This is a genomic window from Burkholderia sp. AU33423 (assembly GCF_002223135.1).
Taxonomy (GTDB): domain Bacteria; phylum Pseudomonadota; class Gammaproteobacteria; order Burkholderiales; family Burkholderiaceae; genus Burkholderia; species Burkholderia lata_D.
The window spans coordinates 227,402-246,205 of the sequence record NZ_NKFH01000007.1 but is presented as its reverse complement, the minus strand read 5'-3'; the positions used below and the strand labels follow the sequence as shown (position 1 = coordinate 246,205).

Genomic DNA, 18,804 nt, shown 5'->3' with positions numbered 1-18,804 from the left:
CGTCTCCTGTTCAGTCGTGCGCACGGTCAAGCTGCTCGCGTGCAGCCCGTTGATAGGCGGGGGAGTGCGGCGAGACGGTGCTCACCAATCCGCCTGGCCTCGATATTCGACCGCCGGAAGATGCGCTTCGGTTTGCACCGCGCAGTGCGAAGGCCATCGCACCGGCCGCCTGTCTGGATGCGTAGCCGGCGACAAACGCTCCAAAACCCGAGACAGTCGCACCGCCCGCAAGCCCCGAAGCCACGGCCGGCAACTGCCACCCAATCATCGCCAGCAGCACGGACGTAACAAACATGCCGAAAGCTGCCGCCCACGGGGCGCTTGCTTGAAGTGCTTGACGGGCTGCAGCGGCCAGCGCATCGGCAGAAGCTTCCGGATCAGCAGTCGTTACTTGAAACGGTGCGAGGTTAGCCGAGAACGCCGCGAGCGCGAGACCGAGAAAAGCCACAACCAACACCTGCAACAGCGCATAGTTCACGAGCTTGGCAGTCCACGCTTCGAAAAATCGGACAGTAGGACTAAATGCTCCACATGTAATGAATATGGGACCCAACGCGAGTACAAGGTCGAGCAGCATGCGCGCCATCATCACTTCGACGCCGAGCACCATCAGAAAGATTGCGCCACCGAAGGCGGCAACCAGACCACAAGCGAGGTCGCCGATACCTGCGACGATGCCGCTCATGCTCAGACCTTCATGGGTCGCCTTGTCGAAATAGGCGTCGACCACGAGGTTAAGCTGCCGGTCATAGCAATCGAGCGTCCGGTAAATTCCCGCGGCATGCTCGCTTGCCTCGCTCGGTTGCTCAACCGACCCGCATCCAATATTTCCCGCGCCGGTGTGAACGGCTGCTGTCTGAATTGCCTGGGCGACGCCAGTTGTCGCCTCGCTCACGGAGGTGACGACCTGGGACTGATACAGACCCGCACTTAGCGCGAATGCGAGCGTGATGACGACTTTCATACCTCGCCAGGCAAATGCCGGCACCGGCTCGTGTGCCTCTCCGCGAATCACCGCCATGCCATACGCGAGAATCCAGATCACCGCTCCCGTGGTAGCCACGGGTACTAACGCGGACGACAACGCAGACGATGCATCACTCACGTACGTGTGCATGCCATTTTCGAGCGTACCGCCCACCGCGCTGAAGAGGCCATTCATAGAACACCACCTTGCACGTGTGTAGCGGTGCTCGACAATGAGGTTTGAAACGCACTCGTCTGGCGCCGGCGAGCGGTCAGGGCATCATGAAAGCGCGGCAACCACACATCGGGGTCGTCCCCGACCTTGGCTCGGATCGCATTGAGCAACGCAACGTTGTCTGACGTGCCCGACAGGACATCGAGCACGTCACCCAATCCCGAGAGATCGAGTCGCCCGATTGCCGAACGATGACCCTGCTTGACCAAGAACAACCGGCTATGCTCGCCCATACGTCTCACAATGTTGAATTCGGCTTCGGTCAGCTTGAAACCGTGGACATAATCATCGTGGTCCGCGCTCGGGTTGGGCAGGAAGAAAAACGTAGCCGTCTGCTCCACGAGCGCACGAGAGATCGGACGGCTCAGCACGTCCGCAGGCGACTGGGTGTCGAAGATACCCAGTCCGTTTTGCTTTCGAATGGTCTTTTGCTTGTCGTTGGCAAACTCGCTGAACACCGGATCGCGCAGGCGCTTCCAGAATTCGGTCATCACATAGATGAAACGCCGCCCATCGATCAGGCGTTCGGTCAGATGCAGCAGCACCATCGTCAGTGGCGCACATACCTCCGGATCGTCGAGCAGTTCTGTGTCGTCAAAGCCGAACAATTGGTGCGCATGTAGATCAATCAGGTCAACCGGGTTATCAAGCACCCACCCGAGGCGCCCGCCGGCGCACCATTTGGCAAGCCGCGCATGAAGACTGTTATCTCCAACGTTTGGCAAGAGTTGCCTGACCATGGACAACCGACGCAGCGATCGATCCATGCGTGCGACCTCCCGGATCGCGCGAGAAATATCGAGCTCATCCTTCGCGGACAGCGGTACTCCGTTGTCGACCAGCTTGCACACAAGACGCATCCAAAAACTGTGTGTCGCCTCGCCCACCTCCAACTGGAACGGGTTCATGCCGGTGGGTGCGCCACGGTGAAATACCGTGTACTGACCACCCATAGCGCGAATCCCGATCTCCGCTCCTCGGTCCTTGTCGAAGAGCACGCCCATCACACCGTACTTCATTGCCATCGCGAGCAGGAACAGTTCAAGCACCGTCTTGCCTGCACCTGCTCGGCCGATGATCTGCGTGTTGGCAAGCGCCTTCTCGTCGTTTGAGTCGACTTTCTCGGGCGTTGCGTGAAAATTGAGATAGAGCGGTTGCCCGCTGGGCGTTTTGACAATCGTGATAGCTTCGCCCCACGGATTGCCATCTCGCTTTCCAGTCGCGAAATTATGCAAACTGGCCATCGCGCAAAAGTTGCGTGACGTGAGCTTCGCTTCTCGCGGTCGGTATCGCCAGTTGCCGGGGCACTGCGCGAACCACGCAGCATCGGCGACCAGATCAATGAGCGCACTCTGAAAGCCGGCGTCTGCAAGCTTCGTTCGCGCCTGAGCGACATGCCGCACTACCTCGTCCAAGGTATCTCCCAGCACAGCCAACGTGTAGTGGTACTCGCCCAAAACGAAATCGCCATTGACGAGATCGTTCGCGGCTCGATCCATTGCCTCGATCTGCGAGACAGCAACGTCATCTCCCGCAATCAGTTGGTTGCGCTGGCGCTCGAGTGCCTCCTTGGCACTGGGACGGTCGAGCACGGTAAAGCTTTGCGTTTCGATGTACTCGAAGTCGCCGTAGAGCAGTCCATTGAGCATGCCTGGCTCGGTTTGCTCCGGATAGTCCTTCAGGTCGAGCAATGCCGCATAGCGGGTGCTCGTAGGTGTGCGGATCTCGAGCTTCTCACGGTGGAAGAACAGGCGTGAGGTTGGTAAAGTGTCGCAAATTCGACTGGATCCAACTGGTACCGCCTCCCACGTTCCGTTCACCAGGTAGCCAAGCATCTCGAGCGTGGCGGAATAGCGACCGAGCCGCTTGGTCAATGGATCGCAGCGTTCATACACACTGAGCGCACGCGGCGACCACGGTTTGAGACCAGACTCGATCTGCGCGGCGATATCGGCCAACGCACGCAATGCGTCTTGCTGATCGCGCTGAATATCGTCAAGTGTACGGCGTGCCGCACGGCTGAACAGCCGCCCCAATCGCGTCCGGTGAGGACGATATACGACGCTCACGTAGAGCTCGTTGGTCATCATCGTGTAACCGGCAAAGCTCGCGTAGTAGCGCTCCGCCAAGTCCTGACAGAACCGGTTGGCATAGGTCGTCTCGAACCTGTCCGTAGTACCCCGCCGCAGCCGATGCGTCCATAGCGCGACGTGGCCACCCGGCAGATTGCGCACCAACTGGTTGAAGGTGACATGACGCGCGAGAATATCGGCAGGATCGGCCGTCTCGAATGCAATCCCGGGGACCTTCCAGATTTGTATATAGTCACCCTCGCGCGTGCGAATCACGCGGTCCGTGACATGCGACGAAAACGGGATGAAATCTGCGAGCACCACTTCGCGCGGTACGAGGGTTGCATGTGCCGACGGTGTTCTCATGTCACCCTCGCGCCTTAAACCGGATCGGCGCATAGGCATGCGCGCCCCAGAAGCGCCGGTTGCGCTGACGCAGTCTCATTTTCACGCGTAGCATGCGCTGTGCAAGACGTTGGTCGTCCTGGCGCGCAATCATGCGCATCGTCGCGAATACGGGAATGATCAACAATACGATTGCAACGCCCAAAGGCGCGCTCGCCATCAATACCCAGACTGCCGGGATCAGCATGCCGCCACTGACCATCAACAGCGGGACAAGTGGAACGCCCCATAGCATCGCTGGCCGCGTGCAGCCTTTGAATACGGGATCGGAGAGTGTGTCCACAATCAGCTCCGTGTTCATGTTAGGCCGTCGGAATCAACATGCCAGCAATGACCGTTGCGCAGCCAACGAAAAGGCCGCCGATGAAAACATGCGCGATATCGCCAAACCGGGCGTGCTGGAACATCATCTTGAAGCCGGCCCAGATGATGGAAATTGAACACACCACCCCGCCCACACCGAGCAACGTGTTCTGAATAGTGATCAGCAAGGTATTAACCTGACTGAGTTGCGCAGAAGCCGTGGGGGCCGCCACGACAAGCACGCTGAGCACGGCGATGCGGCGCCAATTTAATGAGATCCACGCAATACGTGCTTTTCTCAATCTCACATCGCTCATATTCATTAGTTGTACTGATTTCATAATGCACTCCATTCAGCCGAATTCCACCTGCCTTGCTCAGAAGATCACGGCACTGTTTTCAGTTCCACCGTCATTTGAGCTTCGCGCTGCGTCACCGGTCGGGGGCGAGGGCGAAGGAGCCACAGGTGTCGAGCGCCCGCGGCTCTCAGCCCGGGATCCAGTCACACGGTCGGGTATTACTGGAATCGGCTTTACCGATGACGACAGCGCAGGGACGATCGTGTCGTCCGACGCCGCGGCCTCCACGATCCGCCGTACATACCCGACGCGAAAGCCGGTTTCGAAATTCCCGCTCGCATAGCACGACAGCGCTGCGCGCAACGCCTCTTGTGGATCGACATGAATGACGCGAGCCCGCATGAAGCATGCTCGAAGAATTGCCGCACCAGCGCTCAGGTTCCGACAGACGTCGAAGACGGTCCTCGCGGTCAAATCGTAACGAGACCAGTTTTCGCGATTGATTTGCGTGAGGCCGGCGCTGTAGTTCCATCCTGCCGCTTGCAATGCCTTGACCGTGGCGATCGCTTCGTCCTCGCGCCGAGGCTGTCTCACCAAACGGCCATGGACAACACCGATTGCATAGGGATTGAATCCCGATTCGATCCGAACAACGGCAGCTAAAGTCTGCGGGGCGACTGCGGGCGCACACTGCTGAGCCATCGCCACGAAGTCTTGCGTGGTCATCGCCCATCTCCGCTCGCGCAGCCCGCGCTGATATTATCGCGTCGACATATCATCAATACGGACGGACCTGCCATCCGCATGGCAGTCGCACTCTCGGCTCGGCCGCGAAGCGATATCAGGCCCACATTGTCGTGCACACGCATGATCTGTCCCCTCGCCGTCGGTCCCGCGCAAACGATGGCGGGAACACGAGGGAATTCAAGCAGCGGTCAAGCACAGACCCAAACCCGTCTTGTCGACGGGTTTTCCCGTCGGGTTGGCTCTGTATCGCCGATTGAAAACGGAATCGACTCGAACGTGTGTGTCTATTGAACCGTGTCAGTGCGCCCCGGTTTGCCGCGCCGCTCGATGCCCGCTCACGGCGCTCCGAAGCAGCTGAAGGTCGATTCAGTTTGCGTGAAGTACCGCATCCCAACCGGCTCGTCGCGTTGCCCACAGACACAACAATGCGCGGGCCTGTGCCCGAACCCGGCACTATCAGGGCTCGCTTCCTAGGCTAACCAGCGGACTGTCAGGGTGGCGGCATCGGCGTAATTGAAGCCCCAATGTCCAGCTGAAATCTACTTCCATATCGCCGCAAACCGAATACTCGGTATGCCGGTGCGTTCAAGTGCGGAGATTTCGACCTAGGCACTACAAGGCTTTCCGGCGACAGATACAATTATATCAATCGTAGCCCGAACCAATTAGCCTACTTGACGCACTTATAGCGTCGACCGTTGTACTGGTCGTCTCGGGCGTTCTCATCCGAGTAGTGATGAATCGGAGCATGGCATGAGCACGTCAGGCCGAGCCGAATTCACGAAAGCTACGAAGGAACAACTCGCGCAGGCAGCGGACAATCGCTGTGTTCGGCCGGGGTGCGCGAGAAAGACCCACGTTTTCAGTCGAGCGGCCGGCGTGTACCGGCACTTCGGGGCCGCCGCACACGATGCCGCGGCGTCGCGTAATGGCCCCGGCCTAACTACGAAATGACTGACGAGCAGCGTCGCGCGTACCAGAATGGCGCATGGCTCTGCATGAGTTGTGCGACCATCGTCGACGTTCTTCCAGACTGGTTCCCGAGAACGCGTTTCTTTCGTTCAGGATGTAGCTCGTCGAGCCAGGCGACGAGCGTCCCGCGTCCTGGATATCCCAAGGCCTTTGTCGTTGCAGCCAGACACTGGCCATGGCTCATATAGTGGTCTGTGGCCGCCTTCTTTTGTTCCGCCGAATAGCGCGGCCTCAAGCAAATACGTTCCCTCGGCAAATCCAGACATCGCTCGTACGTGTGATACCACCGTTCGAGAGACTTCGTGGTGGGATAGCCCAATTGACGAACGGTCGCGGTAAGGCGCTTTCCAAGCTTCAAGTAGAGTTTGACTGCTCGGATGCGGTCTTCGTACGAATACATGGACTAGCTCCCAAATAGTCCAAGAATTCCGCCGCACCCCCTTTCCGCTAAATAAAAATGTCGTGTTTTTGACTGCTGGCATGCTGTACGGCTCGTTGAGCAAGCGCGGAGCCGACCATGCAGCCAGCCGGATTGGTGTCAGGCAAGCGTGGGCGCCCCAGCAATCATCAGTTGCCGGCTGGAAAGGTACAGCGGGCGCTGGCATTGATCCGCGGGCGCTACGCGGATTTTGGCCCGACGCTGGCTTGCGAGAAGCTGCGGGATGCCATGGCATTCGGCTGGCCAAGGAGACCGTCAGGAAGCTGATGATGGACGCTGGATACCGCGCCGGCAGCGTCCGCCGAAGGTCTACCAGTCGCGGCCGCGCGGAACGCGCAAGCACTGCTGGATTGCAGTCATTTGCACGCCCGGCTGCTGCGCGGCGGAGGCAGTCAGGCTTGACCGCCCGTCTTCGCGATCGGCGGTGACGTGCAGCACGTCACCCTCCGAGCGCCTGGTCACCCGCTATCCGATACCGGAAATACTGCTTATCGACACACTCGACGCCGCGTCGCCCGTCGGCGAGCATCTCGTTTTCCACGCGCACCGAGCCGAACGGCTCGAAACCGAGCCGCTGGTAAAGCCGGTGCGCGGCGAGCGCGTTGCTGTTGCTGCGCACGATGACGTCGCGATAGCCGGGGGCCGCCTCGTCGATGCAGCGCCGTACCAGCGCTTCGCCGAGCCCGCGTGAGCGCCAGTGCGGGGCGACGGCCAGTTCGGCGATCGACATCACGGGCCCGTCGCCGAGCGTGGCGCGCAGCGACACCGGCAATTTGCGGTCGTAGCCCGCTTCGGCGGAGAGCAGGAAACCGGCCAGCGCGTCGCCGGCCACCCACAGATGGCAACGCGCGGCATGCTCGATGAAGAGTCCGTAGATCCAGCCGCGCTCGGCCGCCTCGTCCAGGTAGTGACCGGCATACGGTCCCGTCGTAAACGCGTCTATGTAAAGCGCGAGCACCTGCCGCTCCCATGCATGGAACAGGCCGATTCCGCCGGACAGAATCTCGTTCGTCGTCATCTCGCCCGCCTACCAGTCGAGCCGATAAGCCGTGCTCACCAGCAGCGACGAGCACAGCGTGGCCTGCTTCACGAGCGGCAGCCCGGCCGAATCGAACCCGTAGTTCGGATAGAAATACTGGCCGAGCCCCTGCACCTGCCGCTCGATCACGATCACGCTGCGATCGCGCGGCGCCGTCTCGATGATCCGTTCGACGATCTCCACCTTGTTCTCGATATGAATCGACAGGATGACGATGTCGCACGCACCGTAGTCGTACGCCGCGCCATCCGCGTGAACCATCTCGATCGCCGCGCGGCGATAGCGCGCGGGGTTCGATGCGCACAGGTGATCGACGAACCGCTCTCCGGTCCTGAGCGATTCCTCGCTGAGATCCAGCCCGACGATGCGGGCGCCGCTGAACGACTGCATGAACAGGAGCGACAGCGGCATCCCGCCGGAGCCGACCATCGCCACCGTCGAATCGGCGGACATGTCCGACAGGAAGATCTCGGTTCGTGCGAGCAGCCGGTAAATCTCAGCGTAGTATTCCTTGATGATCAGGAGCAGCCCTTCGCTCGACGGCCCGGCGCGCAGCACGTCGCTCATCTGCCGCTCGAAGCGGACCTCGTTGTCGAGCGACAGCGCCTGAAAGCGCTTCATGTACTCACGCACCGTCGCGTCGCGCAGGAAGCGCTCGGTCTCGATCGCATCGAGCACCGGCGACAGCAGGTAGTTGCGGATCAGCAGCGTCTTCGCGAAACACGCTCGCAGATCGTGCCGGTCGGGAGACGTGAACATCTCGTCGATCCAGCGATGGATCTGGGTCTTCACGAAGTCGATGCGGCGCTGGGTATCGTTGGCCGCACAATGCGGCGCATGCGGCAGGTTGGTCAGCATGTCGGTGTCGATCCAATCTCGGGTTGAGGGGCGCCGGCGAGCCGGCGTCAGATCCAGGCCTTCGGCAGCGCGGCGAGGCGTTCGCGCGCCACCGGCCGGGTCTGGCCGAACGGCGGGTGCGCCTTCTTCTGCAATGCGTGCGCGAGCATCGTCGGCATCCGCGCAAACAGGAACACCGGCGTGGCCAGCACGGCGGGCATCCCCAGTTCGAGCAAGGTGGCCGCGGCGGCCGCATCGATGTTCGGCGGCAGCCCGCGCAGCTCCTGCATCGCGCCGCATACGGCCCGATACGCATCGAACGCCGCGCCGTCGACACCCAGCCGCACCGCGTGGCGCTCGAGCACGGCCGGTCGCGGATCGCATTCGAGCAGCGGATGGCCGAAGCCGGGAATCCGGTCGCCCGCCTGCACGCGCTGCGCGACGCGATCGCGAATCTCCGCAGGGGGCTGGCCGACGAGACTTGCGAGAAACCGCGTCGCGTCGCTGCACGCGCCCACATGCGCGGAACCGCTGCCCGTCAGGCCTGCGATCAGGTTCAGGTCGATGCTTGCGTAGGTGCTCGCCGAGAAGCGCGGCAGCGCGATGGTCGGCGCAACGAGGCCGAAGCCGCCGTGCAGCGCAACCAGCAGGACGTCGAACAGGCGGGCCTGTGCGTCGCTCGATTCGACGCCGCACAGGCAGTCCAGCACCGATGCGCTGAAACCTCGCGCGACATCTGTCGGCTGTGCCCAGGCCGGCGCCTCGTCGTCTGTCGCGCGCCACACCGCCAGCAGGCGCGGCAACGCGGCGACGATGCCAAGGCCCGTCGCCGCCTCGTCGCCCTGCCCGATGCCCGACAACGCGTCGGGCCAGGCGACCGGTCGCGACCGCGGCCCGGCGGTCAGCCCGGCCGCGATCGCCGCGACCAGGAACACCTCGGGCCGGCGCTGGCGGCGGGCCAGTTGTGCGGCGAGCAGGCCGTCGTCGGGTGGCCCGTCGTCGGCAAGCCGCGCCGCCAGTGCGCGATCGAGTGCGCGCACGTCGCCCGCGTCCGGCATCCGGCCCGCGAGCACATGCAGGATCGCAGCAGGGAAATCGACGGACTCGATCAGCTGCAGGAGATCGACACCGCGTACGGAAAGCCGGTCGGGCGAGATCGAGACCGCATCGATCTCGCTTTCGTCACGTGCGGCGCGCGGACGGGCGGCGTCCGGCGCCGGCAGATCGTGATCGGTTCGCATCGGCAAGGCCCCGCTCACTGCTGCGCCGGTTTCGCGATCAGCACCTCGAAGCCGATCGCGAGCATCCCCGATCCCTTCGATACGCTGGCGTGCTCGCCGATGCCGGCTTCGTGCAGGTGCCCGATCGACTCTGCGACGGTGAACTTGCCGTCGAGATGGACCGGATGAACGCCCGCGGCCGCGCGTCGCTCGTTGAAGAACGCGAGCGCCTCCGGCGCTGGATCGCTGCAGGGTTCGTGAATCAGCGCGAAACCGCCGGGCGCCAGCGTGCGGAAGATCTCCCGGTAAGCGCCGACAGGGTCGGCCCAGTGATGCACGACCGAACGGCCGATCACCGCGACGAACGTCCCGTCGTCGAACGGCAGCGCGTGGACGTCGCCCGCGCGGATCTCGATACGCCCTTCCAGCCCTTCCGCGCGCACGTTCCGTTCGGCGCGCTGCACCATGTCGTCGTAGTAGTCGACCCCGACGAAGCCCAGCGGCGAGAGCGACGGGACGCGGGCCAGCTCGATCAGCGTCCGCGCGGTACCGGTGCCGACATCGAGCAACCGGCCCGACGCGATGCGCCGCTGCGCGAGCTCGTGCTCGACGCGCTGCACCAGATTGCGGTTCCATTCGAGCGTGAACGTGTCGACGTAGCGATCGTAGGTGTCGGCGTTGACTTCGGCGGGGGTATTGGTACGCATGCAGGTCTCCAGTCGTGAGGTCTAGGGATACAACGGTCGTGGAATCATCCGGCCGCGGCGTGCACGCCGGCCGGCGGTGCCGCAGGCGCGGCGCCGAGCCTGCGCATGAGCCGCAGGAAAATCGTCAGGTATACGGCCTGGCGTACGACGCTCACGCCCGCGAGCAGCGCGAACAGTTGCGTGAGCGCGAGATGGTGCGTGACGCCGAGGTAGATCGCGCCCGGGGTGACGACCCAGGAAAAGAACAGCCCGAGCGCCATCGCGCGCGCCGGGCGTTCGAGAATCTGGAAGCAGCCGGTCACGAGGTTCGTCAGCAGATAGCTGAAGACGAACAGCGGCACGTAGTCGAGCAGCGCGGACGCAACCGCGATCACGCCCGCGTCCGACGCGAGAAAGCGCAGCGCGAGCGCGCGCAGCAGGAAGAACGCGATGCTGATCGCCGCCGTGAACAGCACGCCCAGCAGCATCACCGACTGCAGTGCCGCGCGGGACGGTGCCCGGCTGCGCACGAGATGACCGATCCGGATCATGAACACCATGCTCAGCCCCTTGATGAGGATGAATCCGATCGTCATCAATTCGAAGCCGATGCCGTACCCGCCGATCGCGCGCACGCCGTAGCGGGCGATCAGCGAATAGACGGCCGTATTCGCAAGAAAGGTCAACGCCTCGAGCGCGGCCGAAGGCAGGAAGATGCGCAGCAGCCGTCGCTGCGTCGGCCATTCCACGCCGGGACGCGGTAGCACGACCTGCTCGCGGCGCAGCCGCGGGCGGATACACCGGACGCACCAGCCGAGATACAGGCTCTTGGTGATCCACGAGGTCAGCGCGAGGCCGAACAGCTGCAGCGACGGATGCTGGCCGAACAGCCCGAACACGAGCAGCGGATCGAGGATGTTGTTGACCACGCCGCACGCGATGCTGATGCGGGCGGGCGACTTGGTATCGCCGTACGTGCGCATCGCCGCGGAAAGCGCGGTGCTGAGCAGCGTGAGCGGAAAGCTGCCGATTACGAGCGCGTAGTAGCCAAACATGCGCTCGCCGTGGAACTGGCCGCCGGAAATGAACGTCATCAGCGGCGCCCGCGTGCCGATCAGCACTAGCACGACCAGCGCGCCGATCGCGGCCGCGAACACCAGGCTCTGCACGAACAGCCGGCCCTGGTCCTCACGGGGCGCCTTGGCGAACACCGCGACGAACGACTCCTCGAAGCTCTTGCCGAGCAGGAACAGGAAAGTCGCCACGCTGCCGTTGACGAGCGCGAGCAGCGCCATGTCCTCCGCCGGCAGGTCACGAATCCAGCGATAGTCGAACAGCGTCATGCAGTAGCCGAAAATCGACGACAGCACCATCGGATAGAGCATCAGCCAGGTCGCGCGCACCTCGGCCGCGAACTGTCGCATGCGGTCGGCCCGCGACGCGCGCGTCGAGGCCAACGCGGCAGTTGTCGCGGACGCGGCGGCCCCAGCGGGCCCGGCAGACGTGGTAGGCGCGACGGTGGCGCGATCGTCAGACATGGGCATGCCTCTCGTCGATCAGGCGCGGCAGCTTCTGGCGCGCGGAGAAGCGCAATGCATCGCGACCGAGCACGTCGAGGCGACCCTCGCCCTTGTCGATGCATTCGCGCACGTCCTCGATCTCGAACAGTGCGCCCGTCAGCCGCGACGCGAGCGGCGCAAGTTCGTCGTCGCCCAGGTCCAGCGCGACGGTCAGGCAGTCGCGCCCCTGCGCGTCGGCGTCCAGGCGAAACTGGCAGTCGAGCGGCCGGCCGACGCACGCCGCCAGCCGCTGTGCCAGCAGCTCGGTGCTGACGAGGTTGCCCGCGAACTTGAAGCGCTGATCCGCGCGGCCCTGCAGCACGACGACCGAGCCGCCCTCGCCGCACGTGCAGCGCACCGACGGCCCGACGCGCACGCGATCGCCGATCCGGTAGCGCAGCATCGCGAGGCCCGGGTTCGCGCGGCTCGTCACGAGGAGCTGCCCGTCCTCTTCCTCGAGGAAGAACCAGTCGTCGAGCACGTGGTAATGCCCTTCCGCGCAGCGCGGCGTGTGATAGCCGAGAAAGCCCGTTTCGGTGGCGCCGTACAGCCCGAAGAATGCCGCATCGCGCCAGCGCCGCCGCACGATCGTGCGCTTGCGCTCGGAGAATGCCTCGCCGGTGTAGACGATCTTCGTGACGTCGACATCGACACCGTGCGCGTCGAGCAGCCGCAGGCACTGCAGCACGCTCGTCGGCGTGCCGACCAGGACGTTGGGGCGGGCGCGGCCGATCAGGTTCAGCATCGCGGGCAAATCGGCGCCGTAGGCGTCCAGCCGCCCGATGGGGAGTACGTTCGCGCCGATCGCTTCCAGCAGCCGGTTCACGCCGTCGTACAGCGTGGAAAAGCCGCCGGCGGTAAACAGGTTCGCCACCCGGTCCGTCGGCGCGATCGCCGTTCCCGCCAGCGCGTTCGCGAGCGCCCGGCCATAGGTCGTGTCGAGCCGCTTGCGCGCCGGCGCGTTGAGCAGCAGCTTGACCTCGCCGCTCGTGCCCGACGTGGTGTAGAACGTCGCACCGGCCAGATCGTCGTGATCGAGACGGTCCAGCACGCGCCGCTTCAGGTCGTCGGCCGTCTCGATCTCGACCAGCGTGCGGAAGGCCGCGTAGCTGGCCACGCCCGTTGGCAGCGCATGCGCATAGCGGGCGTCGTACGAAAGCGCTTCGCTCACGGCGGAGGCATCGAAGCGGGTCGTGCGGTCGGACATCGTGGGCTCCAGGTTCAGGCCGCGGTCACGCGCTTTCGCGCAGGAGACGCAATGAGATCTTTCCGGTGCTCGTGACCGGGAGGTCGTCGACGAACTGCACGTCGGCGATGCGCGGATACAGTGGGAATGCGGCCCGGTAGCGGCTCAGGATGCGCGCCTTGAAATCCACCTCCGCACCGGCCGGCGCCAGGCCGGGCACGACGAACACCGTCAGCGCGCCGGTCTGCGGATCGGCGAGAAAATGGCTCTTCGCGATGTCGTCGAACGCGTCGAAATGCTGGTGCAGCAGGCTGACGTTGATCAGCCGGCCGTTGCACTTGACCGTCTCGTCCCGGCGGCCGACCCAGAACACCACTCCGTCGTCGCGGCGGAACACCAGGTCGCCTGATTCGAGCGTCGTGAAGCGCCGGAGGCTGCCGTCCGGCAGCAGATAGCCGTGCATCGCATACGGCGTGCGGTAAAGCAGATGGCCCGGCTCGCCGGGGGCGCACGGCCGGCCCTGCGCGTCGACGATCGACAGCTCGATGCGCGGATCGATCGGGCGACCCGGCGCGAGGACGCCCTCGAAGCAGTACGAATCGACGTGCGGCAGATCGTCCGGCGTGAGCGGCAGCGCGAAGATCCGCGGGCCCGATTCGGTCTGGCCGAAGTTGTTCCACACGCACGCGCCGAGCGCGAGCAGGCGGCGTACCTGCGCCGCGTAGATGCGGTCGGATGCATTGAGCACGACGATGCCGTCGAACCGCATGCCCGGCGTCACCTCGGCCAGGTCGCACACGCGTTCGGCAATGCTGCGGATCAGCGGCACGAAGCGGATCCGGCCGCTGCCCAGGTAGCCGAGCACCTCGTGCGCGGTCAGCGACGCCCGTTCGAGCCAGACGGTCGCGCCGGCCAGCAGCCCGTTCATCATCGTGGAGAAGCCGTACATGTAGTGCGTTGGGAACATGCACAGCACGCCGTCACCGGGCTGCACGCCCAGATAGCGGCCGACGGCCAGCGCGTTCTCGACGAGTTGCGCTTCGTCGTAGACGACCAGCTTCGGCGCGCTCGTCGTGCCCGACGTCATGAAGACGATCTGGCAGCGCGGCGCGCCGGCGTCGGCCCACGCGAACGCGTCGGGCCCGGACGCTTCGGCATCGGCCCGCGCCGGGTCGAGCACGACGACGGGCAGCCCGTCGCATGCGATCGACCGGGTCGCGACGACCGCGAGTGCATCGAGCCGGTACTGGCGCAGCGCGGCGGACAGCATCTTCGGGTCGCACAGGACGATCCGGCAGCCGAGCGTCGACGCGAGCAGCGTGAACAGGAAATAGTCGAACCCCGAGAAGCCGACCGCGATCAGGCAACCGCGCCCGAGCAGATGCGGCTCCAGCGCGCCGAGCGCACGCCGCGCGGCCCGCAGCCGCGCGCGCAGGTCTTCCGCCGTCAGGCGCGCCCCGTGCAGCACGATCTGCCAGTTCGCCTCCCGGGCAAGCAGCGACGCGAACTTCATGCAGCCGCTCCTTCCAGCACGAGCGAGGCCGCGAGGCCGCCCATCCCGAACGAGTTCTTGAGCACGCGCCGTGTGTCGCTCGGCGTCGGGGCGCGCACCACGTTGACGGGGCATTCCTGCGCCTGTTCGTCGAGGTTGATGGTCGCCGGAATGAAGCGCTCCCGCAGCCCGATCGCCGTGTTCAGCACTTCCATCGCGCCCGCCGTCGCGATCAGATGACCGTGCTGCGACTTGTTGGCGGTGACGGGTATCCCGGGCCGCGTCGGGAAGATCGCGCGGATCGCCTCCGATTCGTGCTTGTCGTTGAGCACCGTCGACGTCCCGTGCGCGTTGACGTAGTCGATATCGTCCGGCGCGCATCCCGCATCGTCGAGCGCGCGCTGCATCGCGAGCCGCATCTCGAGCGACTGCAGGTGCGGGATGACGATGTGCTCGGCGGCCAGGCTCGCCCCGTAGCCGGCCACACGCGCGAGCGGCGTATCGCCGCGGGCGCGCACGGCCGATTCGCGCTCGAGCAGCAACAGCACCGCGCCTTCCGCGAGCACGAAGCCCGAGCGACGCACGTCGAACGGCCGCGAACGGTGCCGGGGATCGAGATTCAGGTCGGTCGAGATCACGTCGAGCGCTTCGAGCCGCGCGAGATTGAGCGGATTGACCTTGCCGGACACGCCGCCAACGATGGCCGCGTCGACCCGCCCCTGGCGCAGCGCGAGCATGCCCATGCCGATCGCCTGCAGCGACGCGGAGCACAGGCCCACGTGCGCGAGCGCGCAGCCGCTGAACGGAATGTGGCGATGAATCGCGCCGAACACGGAGGTCGCGTCGCCGCTTACGAACTCGCTCATGCGCATGTGCGACACCAGCACGCGGATCAGCGCGTCACGCGATTTGTCGCCGTTGACCTTGTCGACGAGCTCAAGCGCACTCTGCACGTCGGTGGCCGGCACGTCGACGCCGACCAGGCAGCCGATGCGCTCCGGCGCGTAGTCGCGCACGACGAACGGCGCCTGCGCGAGCAGCCGCGCGGCGGCGAGATCGCCGTACAGCTGCTCGGTCCCGATCCGCCGCGTCGAAGGCCAGCGCACGCGCTCGTTGCCTTCGTCGGGCACGCCCGCGTGCTGGGTCGTGTAGGTCGAGCAATCGAATTTCTCGATCCGGCGAATGCCGGAGCGGCCTTCGCGCAGCGCGGCATGCAGTTCGGAGTAGCTGCCGCCGAGCGGCGTGACGGCGCCGAATGCACTGATGACGATGGCGTCCGATCGCGGCTTCATCGCCCCACCCCGCTCAGCTTGCGCACCAGGATCGCACCGAGACCCGATGACACGCCGATGCCGTTGACTAGCACCGGCGCGCCGACCGGAATGGCCGGATCCGCGAACGCGAGGACCATGTCGATCAGGTTGTTAGCCCGCCCGGTATAGCCGACATGCGGCTTGTACGCATGCGTGACGGCATTCGGCCACGCCTGCTGGACGGCGTTGCGCTCCGCCTTGCCCAGCGACGGCTCGCCGTTCTGGTACAGCACGACGTGCGGCACGCCGAGCGCGGCCTCGCCGGGAAAGCGGGCGAACAGCCTCGACCAGTCGGCGCTCGACACGGACGTATCAGGCTTGTACAGCGAGTGCACGTCGAGCACCTGCGCGCAGGGCGCGCATCCATCGCGTGGCATGCGCTCGACGACGGCGCCGACGGCCCCGAACGCGGGCACGATGCCGACCGGGTGCGAGGTCGTGCGCAACAGGCCCATCTTCTCGAACGCCGCGACGTTGTCGGCCGACGTCATGTCGCCGACGGCCGCGATGACGGCCCGGTCGATCGCGCCGCCCTCGATCTGCCGGTGCGCTTCCTCGAGCGCGCACAGGCTGGTCAGCGACATCCGTTGCAGCGGATAGCCTTCGCCGCGCAGCCCGAACAGCTTCGATATCTGGTACAGCGCGTTGGTGGTCAGCAGGCGCAGCATGTCGAGCGGATTCAGGTCCGCCTTGACCTCGCCGAAGTAGCCGCAGCCGTCAAGGCCGTGACGCGCGTGCAGCGGCGTGAGCACGGCCATCGTCGCGTCCTCGCCTTCGACACCCGTGAATACCGCGAACCGCTCGCGCTCTTCGTCCGTGTAGGGCCGGCCGGCCGATGCCGCGTCGAACGCCTCGGCGGCCACCTGCAACGCGAGACGCGAACCCGGGTTCAGCAGCGAACGATCCTCGCGCGCCATGCGCTGCACGAGCGGAAACGGCAGGTTGGCGCGCACGTAGTCGCCGGGCTTCGCGGCCGGCGCGAGCGGCGCGCGCGCGGCGAAGTCGACGTCCAGCAGCGACGCGATGTCGGGAAAAGCGGCCGTCGCGATGCCGAGGCCGGTGATGTACGACATGGCAAGTCCCCATTCACGTGAGTCGAAAGCCGGGCGGGCGCGCGATGCCGCGCCGCACGGTGCGGCGTTCCTGCGACGTGGGCGCAGCGCCCGGGTCAGCTGAGCTGCGCGATGCGGTGCTCGATGTAGTTCACCGAGAAGTGCTCGTAGAGATCCTGCAGGCTGCATTTCTCGTGACCGTTCCAGCTCATCACGTCGCACACCTGCTGCCAGCCGGCGTCGGTCCACTCGGTGCCGGTGTGGCACTGCGGATCGAGCAGCATCCGGTTGAACGGCCACAGGTTCTCGAGGCTGATGCGGTTGTCCACCTTGTCCTTGAGCTCGTAGCACAGGTCGACGTAGTCGATCGAGCTCATGTTCAGCTCGCGGAACAGCGACGCGGAATCGGTCACCTGCTCGGGACCGCTCAGATAGAGGATTTGCGCGACGATGTTCTTGATGTCTTCCTTCATGGTCCACTCTCCTTGAGTCACTGGGTCAGCCACTGATGTTTTCGCCATTGCCGAGATCGACGACGCTGCCGGTCGTTGCGAGCGAGCCGTTCGCGAGCAGCAGGACCGCGCGCGCGACCTGGTCGGGCTCGAGGATCTTTCGCATCGGAATCTGGCGATAGAACGCCGCCGCATCCTGCGACGCGAGGAAGCGCTCGAACAGGTCGGAGCGCACGAACCCCGGTGCGACCGCGTTGACGCGCACGCCGAAGCGCGCCATCTCGAGCGCGAGCGTCTTCGTGAAGCGCTCGATTCCCGCTTTCGACGCGCCGTACGCGCCGTTGCCGGCCTTCGGCTTGCGCGCGGCAACCGACGAGACGTTGACGATCGCGCCGCGCCGGCGCGCCTGCATTCCGTCGCCGAACGCATGGCAGAACGCCATCGTCGCGCCGAGATTGATCCGCAACGCCTCCCAGTAGCGGGCGAACGGGCTGCCGATCAGCAGCGTGTCATCGTTGATGCCCGCGTTGTTCACGAGCACGTCGACGGCCGCTTCCGCGTTCACGTGGTCGGCGAATGCCTGCACGGCGTTCCAGTCGCCGCCGTCGACCCGGAAGCCGCGCGCGGCGCCGTCGTACGCGCGCTCCAGTGCGTCGGCCAGCTCGGGATTCGATCGGTAGGTGAAGTAGACGGTGTAGCCGTCGGCGATCAACGCGTCGACGATCGCGCGTCCGATCCCGCGGGTGCCCCCCGTGACGATGGCGAGCTTCGTCATGCGTCGCGCTCCCAGCTGAAGATGCCGTCCATCACGCCGTGGCCGTGCGCATTGCGCAGTTCGACGTGCGCGGTGGTGCGAGCGCCGTCCTGCTGCAGGCGCCGCAGACGCGCGGTCAGGCGTTCGCCCGGCCGTACAGGGCAGATGAAGCTGACCTTTCGGAGTGTGAGTGCCGGGGCCGGCCGGTTCGCCGCGAGGCCGAGTGCGTCGAACAGCATCGCGATCACTAGGCTGAGGCTGAACGAACCGGGCAGCACGGGAAACTGCTCGAAGTGTTCGTCGAAGAGCGGTGCGGCGTTCGCCACGTCGATCACGCCGAACTGATCGCCGGCGATCGTGGTGGCCGCCGTCGCGGTGGCCGGCATCATGCCCGTTCTCCCGGTGCGGCGAACGCGGTCGGGCGAACCGGCATCAGCGCGACGAACACGGTACCCGACGCGACGGCCGGATACATGCCCGCATCGGCATCGCGCGCCGACACGTCGACCCGGTATCCGTCGCCGTGTTTCGCGACCGTACCGGCCAGCGCCAGCCGCGGATAGCCGTCGACACGGTGCAGCGTCAGCTCGCGCAACTGCGCCGGCACCATCAGCGCCGGCTCGCCGTGCATCGTGCGCGACGCCTTGACCGCGAACTGATGCAGCGCCTCGATGACGAGCAACGCCGGCCGTGCGCTCGACCAGTCGCAATACCGCCGCGGATCGGCATCGCCCGCGAAACGCGCCGGATCGGACGGATCGCGGACCACTCGACAA

Annotated in this window: 18 protein-coding genes and 2 pseudogenes; 1 reads left to right on the top strand and 19 read right to left on the bottom strand. The window is 65.1% G+C overall.

Annotated elements, in window-relative coordinates:
* Nucleotides 1-10: 10 nt before the first annotated feature.
* The 6 genes and pseudogenes from CFB50_RS19505 to CFB50_RS19480 all read right to left on the bottom strand — a co-directional run.
* Nucleotides 11-1,162 (bottom strand): type IV secretion system protein, encoded by a 1,152-nt coding sequence (locus tag CFB50_RS19505; RefSeq protein WP_089446932.1) that lies wholly within the window; start codon nucleotides 1,160-1,162, stop codon nucleotides 11-13.
* Nucleotides 1,159-3,639 (bottom strand): VirB4 family type IV secretion/conjugal transfer ATPase, encoded by a 2,481-nt coding sequence (locus CFB50_RS19500; RefSeq protein ID WP_089446931.1) that lies wholly within the window; start codon nucleotides 3,637-3,639, stop codon nucleotides 1,159-1,161. The genes CFB50_RS19505 and CFB50_RS19500 overlap by 4 nt, the downstream gene beginning before the upstream one ends.
* Nucleotide 3,640: 1 nt before the next feature.
* Nucleotides 3,641-3,961, bottom strand: coding sequence for a type IV secretion system protein VirB3 (locus CFB50_RS19495; RefSeq protein ID WP_208450630.1), 321 nt, complete (start codon nucleotides 3,959-3,961; stop codon nucleotides 3,641-3,643).
* A gap of 19 nt (nucleotides 3,962-3,980) precedes the next feature.
* Complete coding sequence (locus tag CFB50_RS19490) at nucleotides 3,981-4,334, bottom strand: TrbC/VirB2 family protein (RefSeq protein ID WP_089446929.1); 354 nt, start codon at nucleotides 4,332-4,334, stop codon at nucleotides 3,981-3,983.
* A 24-nt stretch (nucleotides 4,335-4,358) separates the two neighbouring features.
* Entirely contained in the window at nucleotides 4,359-5,006 is a 648-nt protein-coding gene (locus tag CFB50_RS19485) for a lytic transglycosylase domain-containing protein (RefSeq protein ID WP_089446928.1), read from the bottom strand.
* Between the two features lie 1,051 nt (nucleotides 5,007-6,057).
* A pseudogene (locus CFB50_RS19480) lies at nucleotides 6,058-6,399 on the bottom strand (IS3 family transposase); the annotation flags it as partial.
* Between the two features lie 123 nt (nucleotides 6,400-6,522).
* Here CFB50_RS19480 and CFB50_RS40060 point away from each other — a divergent pair.
* Nucleotides 6,523-6,766 (top strand): annotated as a pseudogene (locus tag CFB50_RS40060) (ISNCY family transposase); the annotation flags it as partial.
* A gap of 111 nt (nucleotides 6,767-6,877) precedes the next feature.
* Here CFB50_RS40060 and CFB50_RS19470 read toward each other — a convergent pair.
* The 13 genes from CFB50_RS19470 to CFB50_RS19410 all read right to left on the bottom strand — a co-directional run bounded on the left by CFB50_RS19470 (nucleotide 6,878) and on the right by CFB50_RS19410 (nucleotide 18,797).
* On the bottom strand, nucleotides 6,878-7,456 hold the full coding sequence (locus CFB50_RS19470; RefSeq protein WP_089446927.1) for a GNAT family N-acetyltransferase: 579 nt from the start codon (nucleotides 7,454-7,456) through the stop codon (nucleotides 6,878-6,880).
* Nucleotides 7,457-7,465: 9 nt separating this feature from the next.
* Nucleotides 7,466-8,335, bottom strand: a complete 870-nt coding sequence (locus CFB50_RS19465) for a class I SAM-dependent methyltransferase (RefSeq protein ID WP_089446926.1) — start codon at nucleotides 8,333-8,335, stop codon at nucleotides 7,466-7,468.
* Nucleotides 8,336-8,382: 47 nt separating this feature from the next.
* Nucleotides 8,383-9,555 carry a citrate/2-methylcitrate synthase gene (locus tag CFB50_RS19460; protein ID WP_089446925.1) on the bottom strand — a complete coding sequence of 391 codons (1,173 nt, stop codon included), beginning with the start codon at nucleotides 9,553-9,555 and terminating at the stop codon, nucleotides 8,383-8,385.
* Between the two features lie 14 nt (nucleotides 9,556-9,569).
* Nucleotides 9,570-10,241: a class I SAM-dependent methyltransferase gene (locus CFB50_RS19455; protein ID WP_089446924.1), complete on the bottom strand. Its 672-nt coding sequence runs from the start codon at nucleotides 10,239-10,241 to the stop codon at nucleotides 9,570-9,572.
* Between the two features lie 44 nt (nucleotides 10,242-10,285).
* The gene (locus CFB50_RS19450; protein WP_235986690.1) at nucleotides 10,286-11,644 is read right to left on the bottom strand and encodes an MATE family efflux transporter; all 1,359 of its coding nucleotides are present in this window, start codon (nucleotides 11,642-11,644) and stop codon (nucleotides 10,286-10,288) included.
* Nucleotides 11,645-11,750: 106 nt separating this feature from the next.
* A complete protein-coding gene (locus CFB50_RS19445; RefSeq protein WP_089446922.1) occupies nucleotides 11,751-12,986 on the bottom strand; it encodes a hypothetical protein in 1,236 nt (411 codons plus the stop codon).
* A 25-nt stretch (nucleotides 12,987-13,011) separates the two neighbouring features.
* A complete protein-coding gene (locus CFB50_RS19440; RefSeq protein ID WP_089446921.1) occupies nucleotides 13,012-14,478 on the bottom strand; it encodes a class I adenylate-forming enzyme family protein in 1,467 nt (488 codons plus the stop codon).
* Complete coding sequence (locus CFB50_RS19435; RefSeq protein ID WP_089446920.1) at nucleotides 14,475-15,749, bottom strand: beta-ketoacyl-[acyl-carrier-protein] synthase family protein; 1,275 nt, start codon at nucleotides 15,747-15,749, stop codon at nucleotides 14,475-14,477. The genes CFB50_RS19440 and CFB50_RS19435 overlap by 4 nt, the downstream gene beginning before the upstream one ends.
* Complete coding sequence (locus CFB50_RS19430) at nucleotides 15,746-16,843, bottom strand: beta-ketoacyl synthase N-terminal-like domain-containing protein (protein WP_089446919.1); 1,098 nt, start codon at nucleotides 16,841-16,843, stop codon at nucleotides 15,746-15,748. The genes CFB50_RS19435 and CFB50_RS19430 overlap by 4 nt, the downstream gene beginning before the upstream one ends.
* A gap of 95 nt (nucleotides 16,844-16,938) precedes the next feature.
* Nucleotides 16,939-17,295: an acyl carrier protein gene (locus CFB50_RS19425; RefSeq protein ID WP_089446918.1), complete on the bottom strand. Its 357-nt coding sequence runs from the start codon at nucleotides 17,293-17,295 to the stop codon at nucleotides 16,939-16,941.
* Between the two features lie 25 nt (nucleotides 17,296-17,320).
* Complete coding sequence (locus CFB50_RS19420) at nucleotides 17,321-18,049, bottom strand: SDR family NAD(P)-dependent oxidoreductase (protein ID WP_089446917.1); 729 nt, start codon at nucleotides 18,047-18,049, stop codon at nucleotides 17,321-17,323.
* Complete coding sequence (locus CFB50_RS19415; protein ID WP_089446916.1) at nucleotides 18,046-18,417, bottom strand: hotdog fold domain-containing protein; 372 nt, start codon at nucleotides 18,415-18,417, stop codon at nucleotides 18,046-18,048. The genes CFB50_RS19420 and CFB50_RS19415 overlap by 4 nt, the downstream gene beginning before the upstream one ends.
* Nucleotides 18,414-18,797, bottom strand: a complete 384-nt coding sequence (locus CFB50_RS19410; RefSeq protein WP_235986691.1) for a hypothetical protein — start codon at nucleotides 18,795-18,797, stop codon at nucleotides 18,414-18,416. The genes CFB50_RS19415 and CFB50_RS19410 overlap by 4 nt, the downstream gene beginning before the upstream one ends.
* Between the last annotated feature and the right edge of the window lie 7 nt (nucleotides 18,798-18,804).

Coding starts and splice junctions, on each gene's coding strand:
- CFB50_RS19415 (WP_089446916.1), bottom strand. CDS start 18,417: ATGATGCCGGCCACCGCGACGGCGGCCACCACGATCGCCGGCGATCAG.
- CFB50_RS19435 (WP_089446920.1), bottom strand. CDS start 15,749: ATGAAGCCGCGATCGGACGCCATCGTCATCAGTGCATTCGGCGCCGTC.
- CFB50_RS19485 (WP_089446928.1), bottom strand. CDS start 5,006: ATGACCACGCAAGACTTCGTGGCGATGGCTCAGCAGTGTGCGCCCGCA.
- CFB50_RS19470 (WP_089446927.1), bottom strand. CDS start 7,456: ATGACGACGAACGAGATTCTGTCCGGCGGAATCGGCCTGTTCCATGCA.
- CFB50_RS19450 (WP_235986690.1), bottom strand. CDS start 11,644: ATGCGACAGTTCGCGGCCGAGGTGCGCGCGACCTGGCTGATGCTCTAT.
- CFB50_RS19500 (WP_089446931.1), bottom strand. CDS start 3,639: ATGAGAACACCGTCGGCACATGCAACCCTCGTACCGCGCGAAGTGGTG.
- CFB50_RS19505 (WP_089446932.1), bottom strand. CDS start 1,162: ATGAATGGCCTCTTCAGCGCGGTGGGCGGTACGCTCGAAAATGGCATG.
- CFB50_RS19465 (WP_089446926.1), bottom strand. CDS start 8,335: ATGCTGACCAACCTGCCGCATGCGCCGCATTGTGCGGCCAACGATACC.
- CFB50_RS19455 (WP_089446924.1), bottom strand. CDS start 10,241: ATGCGTACCAATACCCCCGCCGAAGTCAACGCCGACACCTACGATCGC.
- CFB50_RS19460 (WP_089446925.1), bottom strand. CDS start 9,555: ATGCGAACCGATCACGATCTGCCGGCGCCGGACGCCGCCCGTCCGCGC.
- CFB50_RS19420 (WP_089446917.1), bottom strand. CDS start 18,049: ATGACGAAGCTCGCCATCGTCACGGGGGGCACCCGCGGGATCGGACGC.
- CFB50_RS19440 (WP_089446921.1), bottom strand. CDS start 14,478: ATGAAGTTCGCGTCGCTGCTTGCCCGGGAGGCGAACTGGCAGATCGTG.
- CFB50_RS19425 (WP_089446918.1), bottom strand. CDS start 17,295: ATGAAGGAAGACATCAAGAACATCGTCGCGCAAATCCTCTATCTGAGC.
- CFB50_RS19490 (WP_089446929.1), bottom strand. CDS start 4,334: ATGGAGTGCATTATGAAATCAGTACAACTAATGAATATGAGCGATGTG.
- CFB50_RS19430 (WP_089446919.1), bottom strand. CDS start 16,843: ATGTCGTACATCACCGGCCTCGGCATCGCGACGGCCGCTTTTCCCGAC.
- CFB50_RS19445 (WP_089446922.1), bottom strand. CDS start 12,986: ATGTCCGACCGCACGACCCGCTTCGATGCCTCCGCCGTGAGCGAAGCG.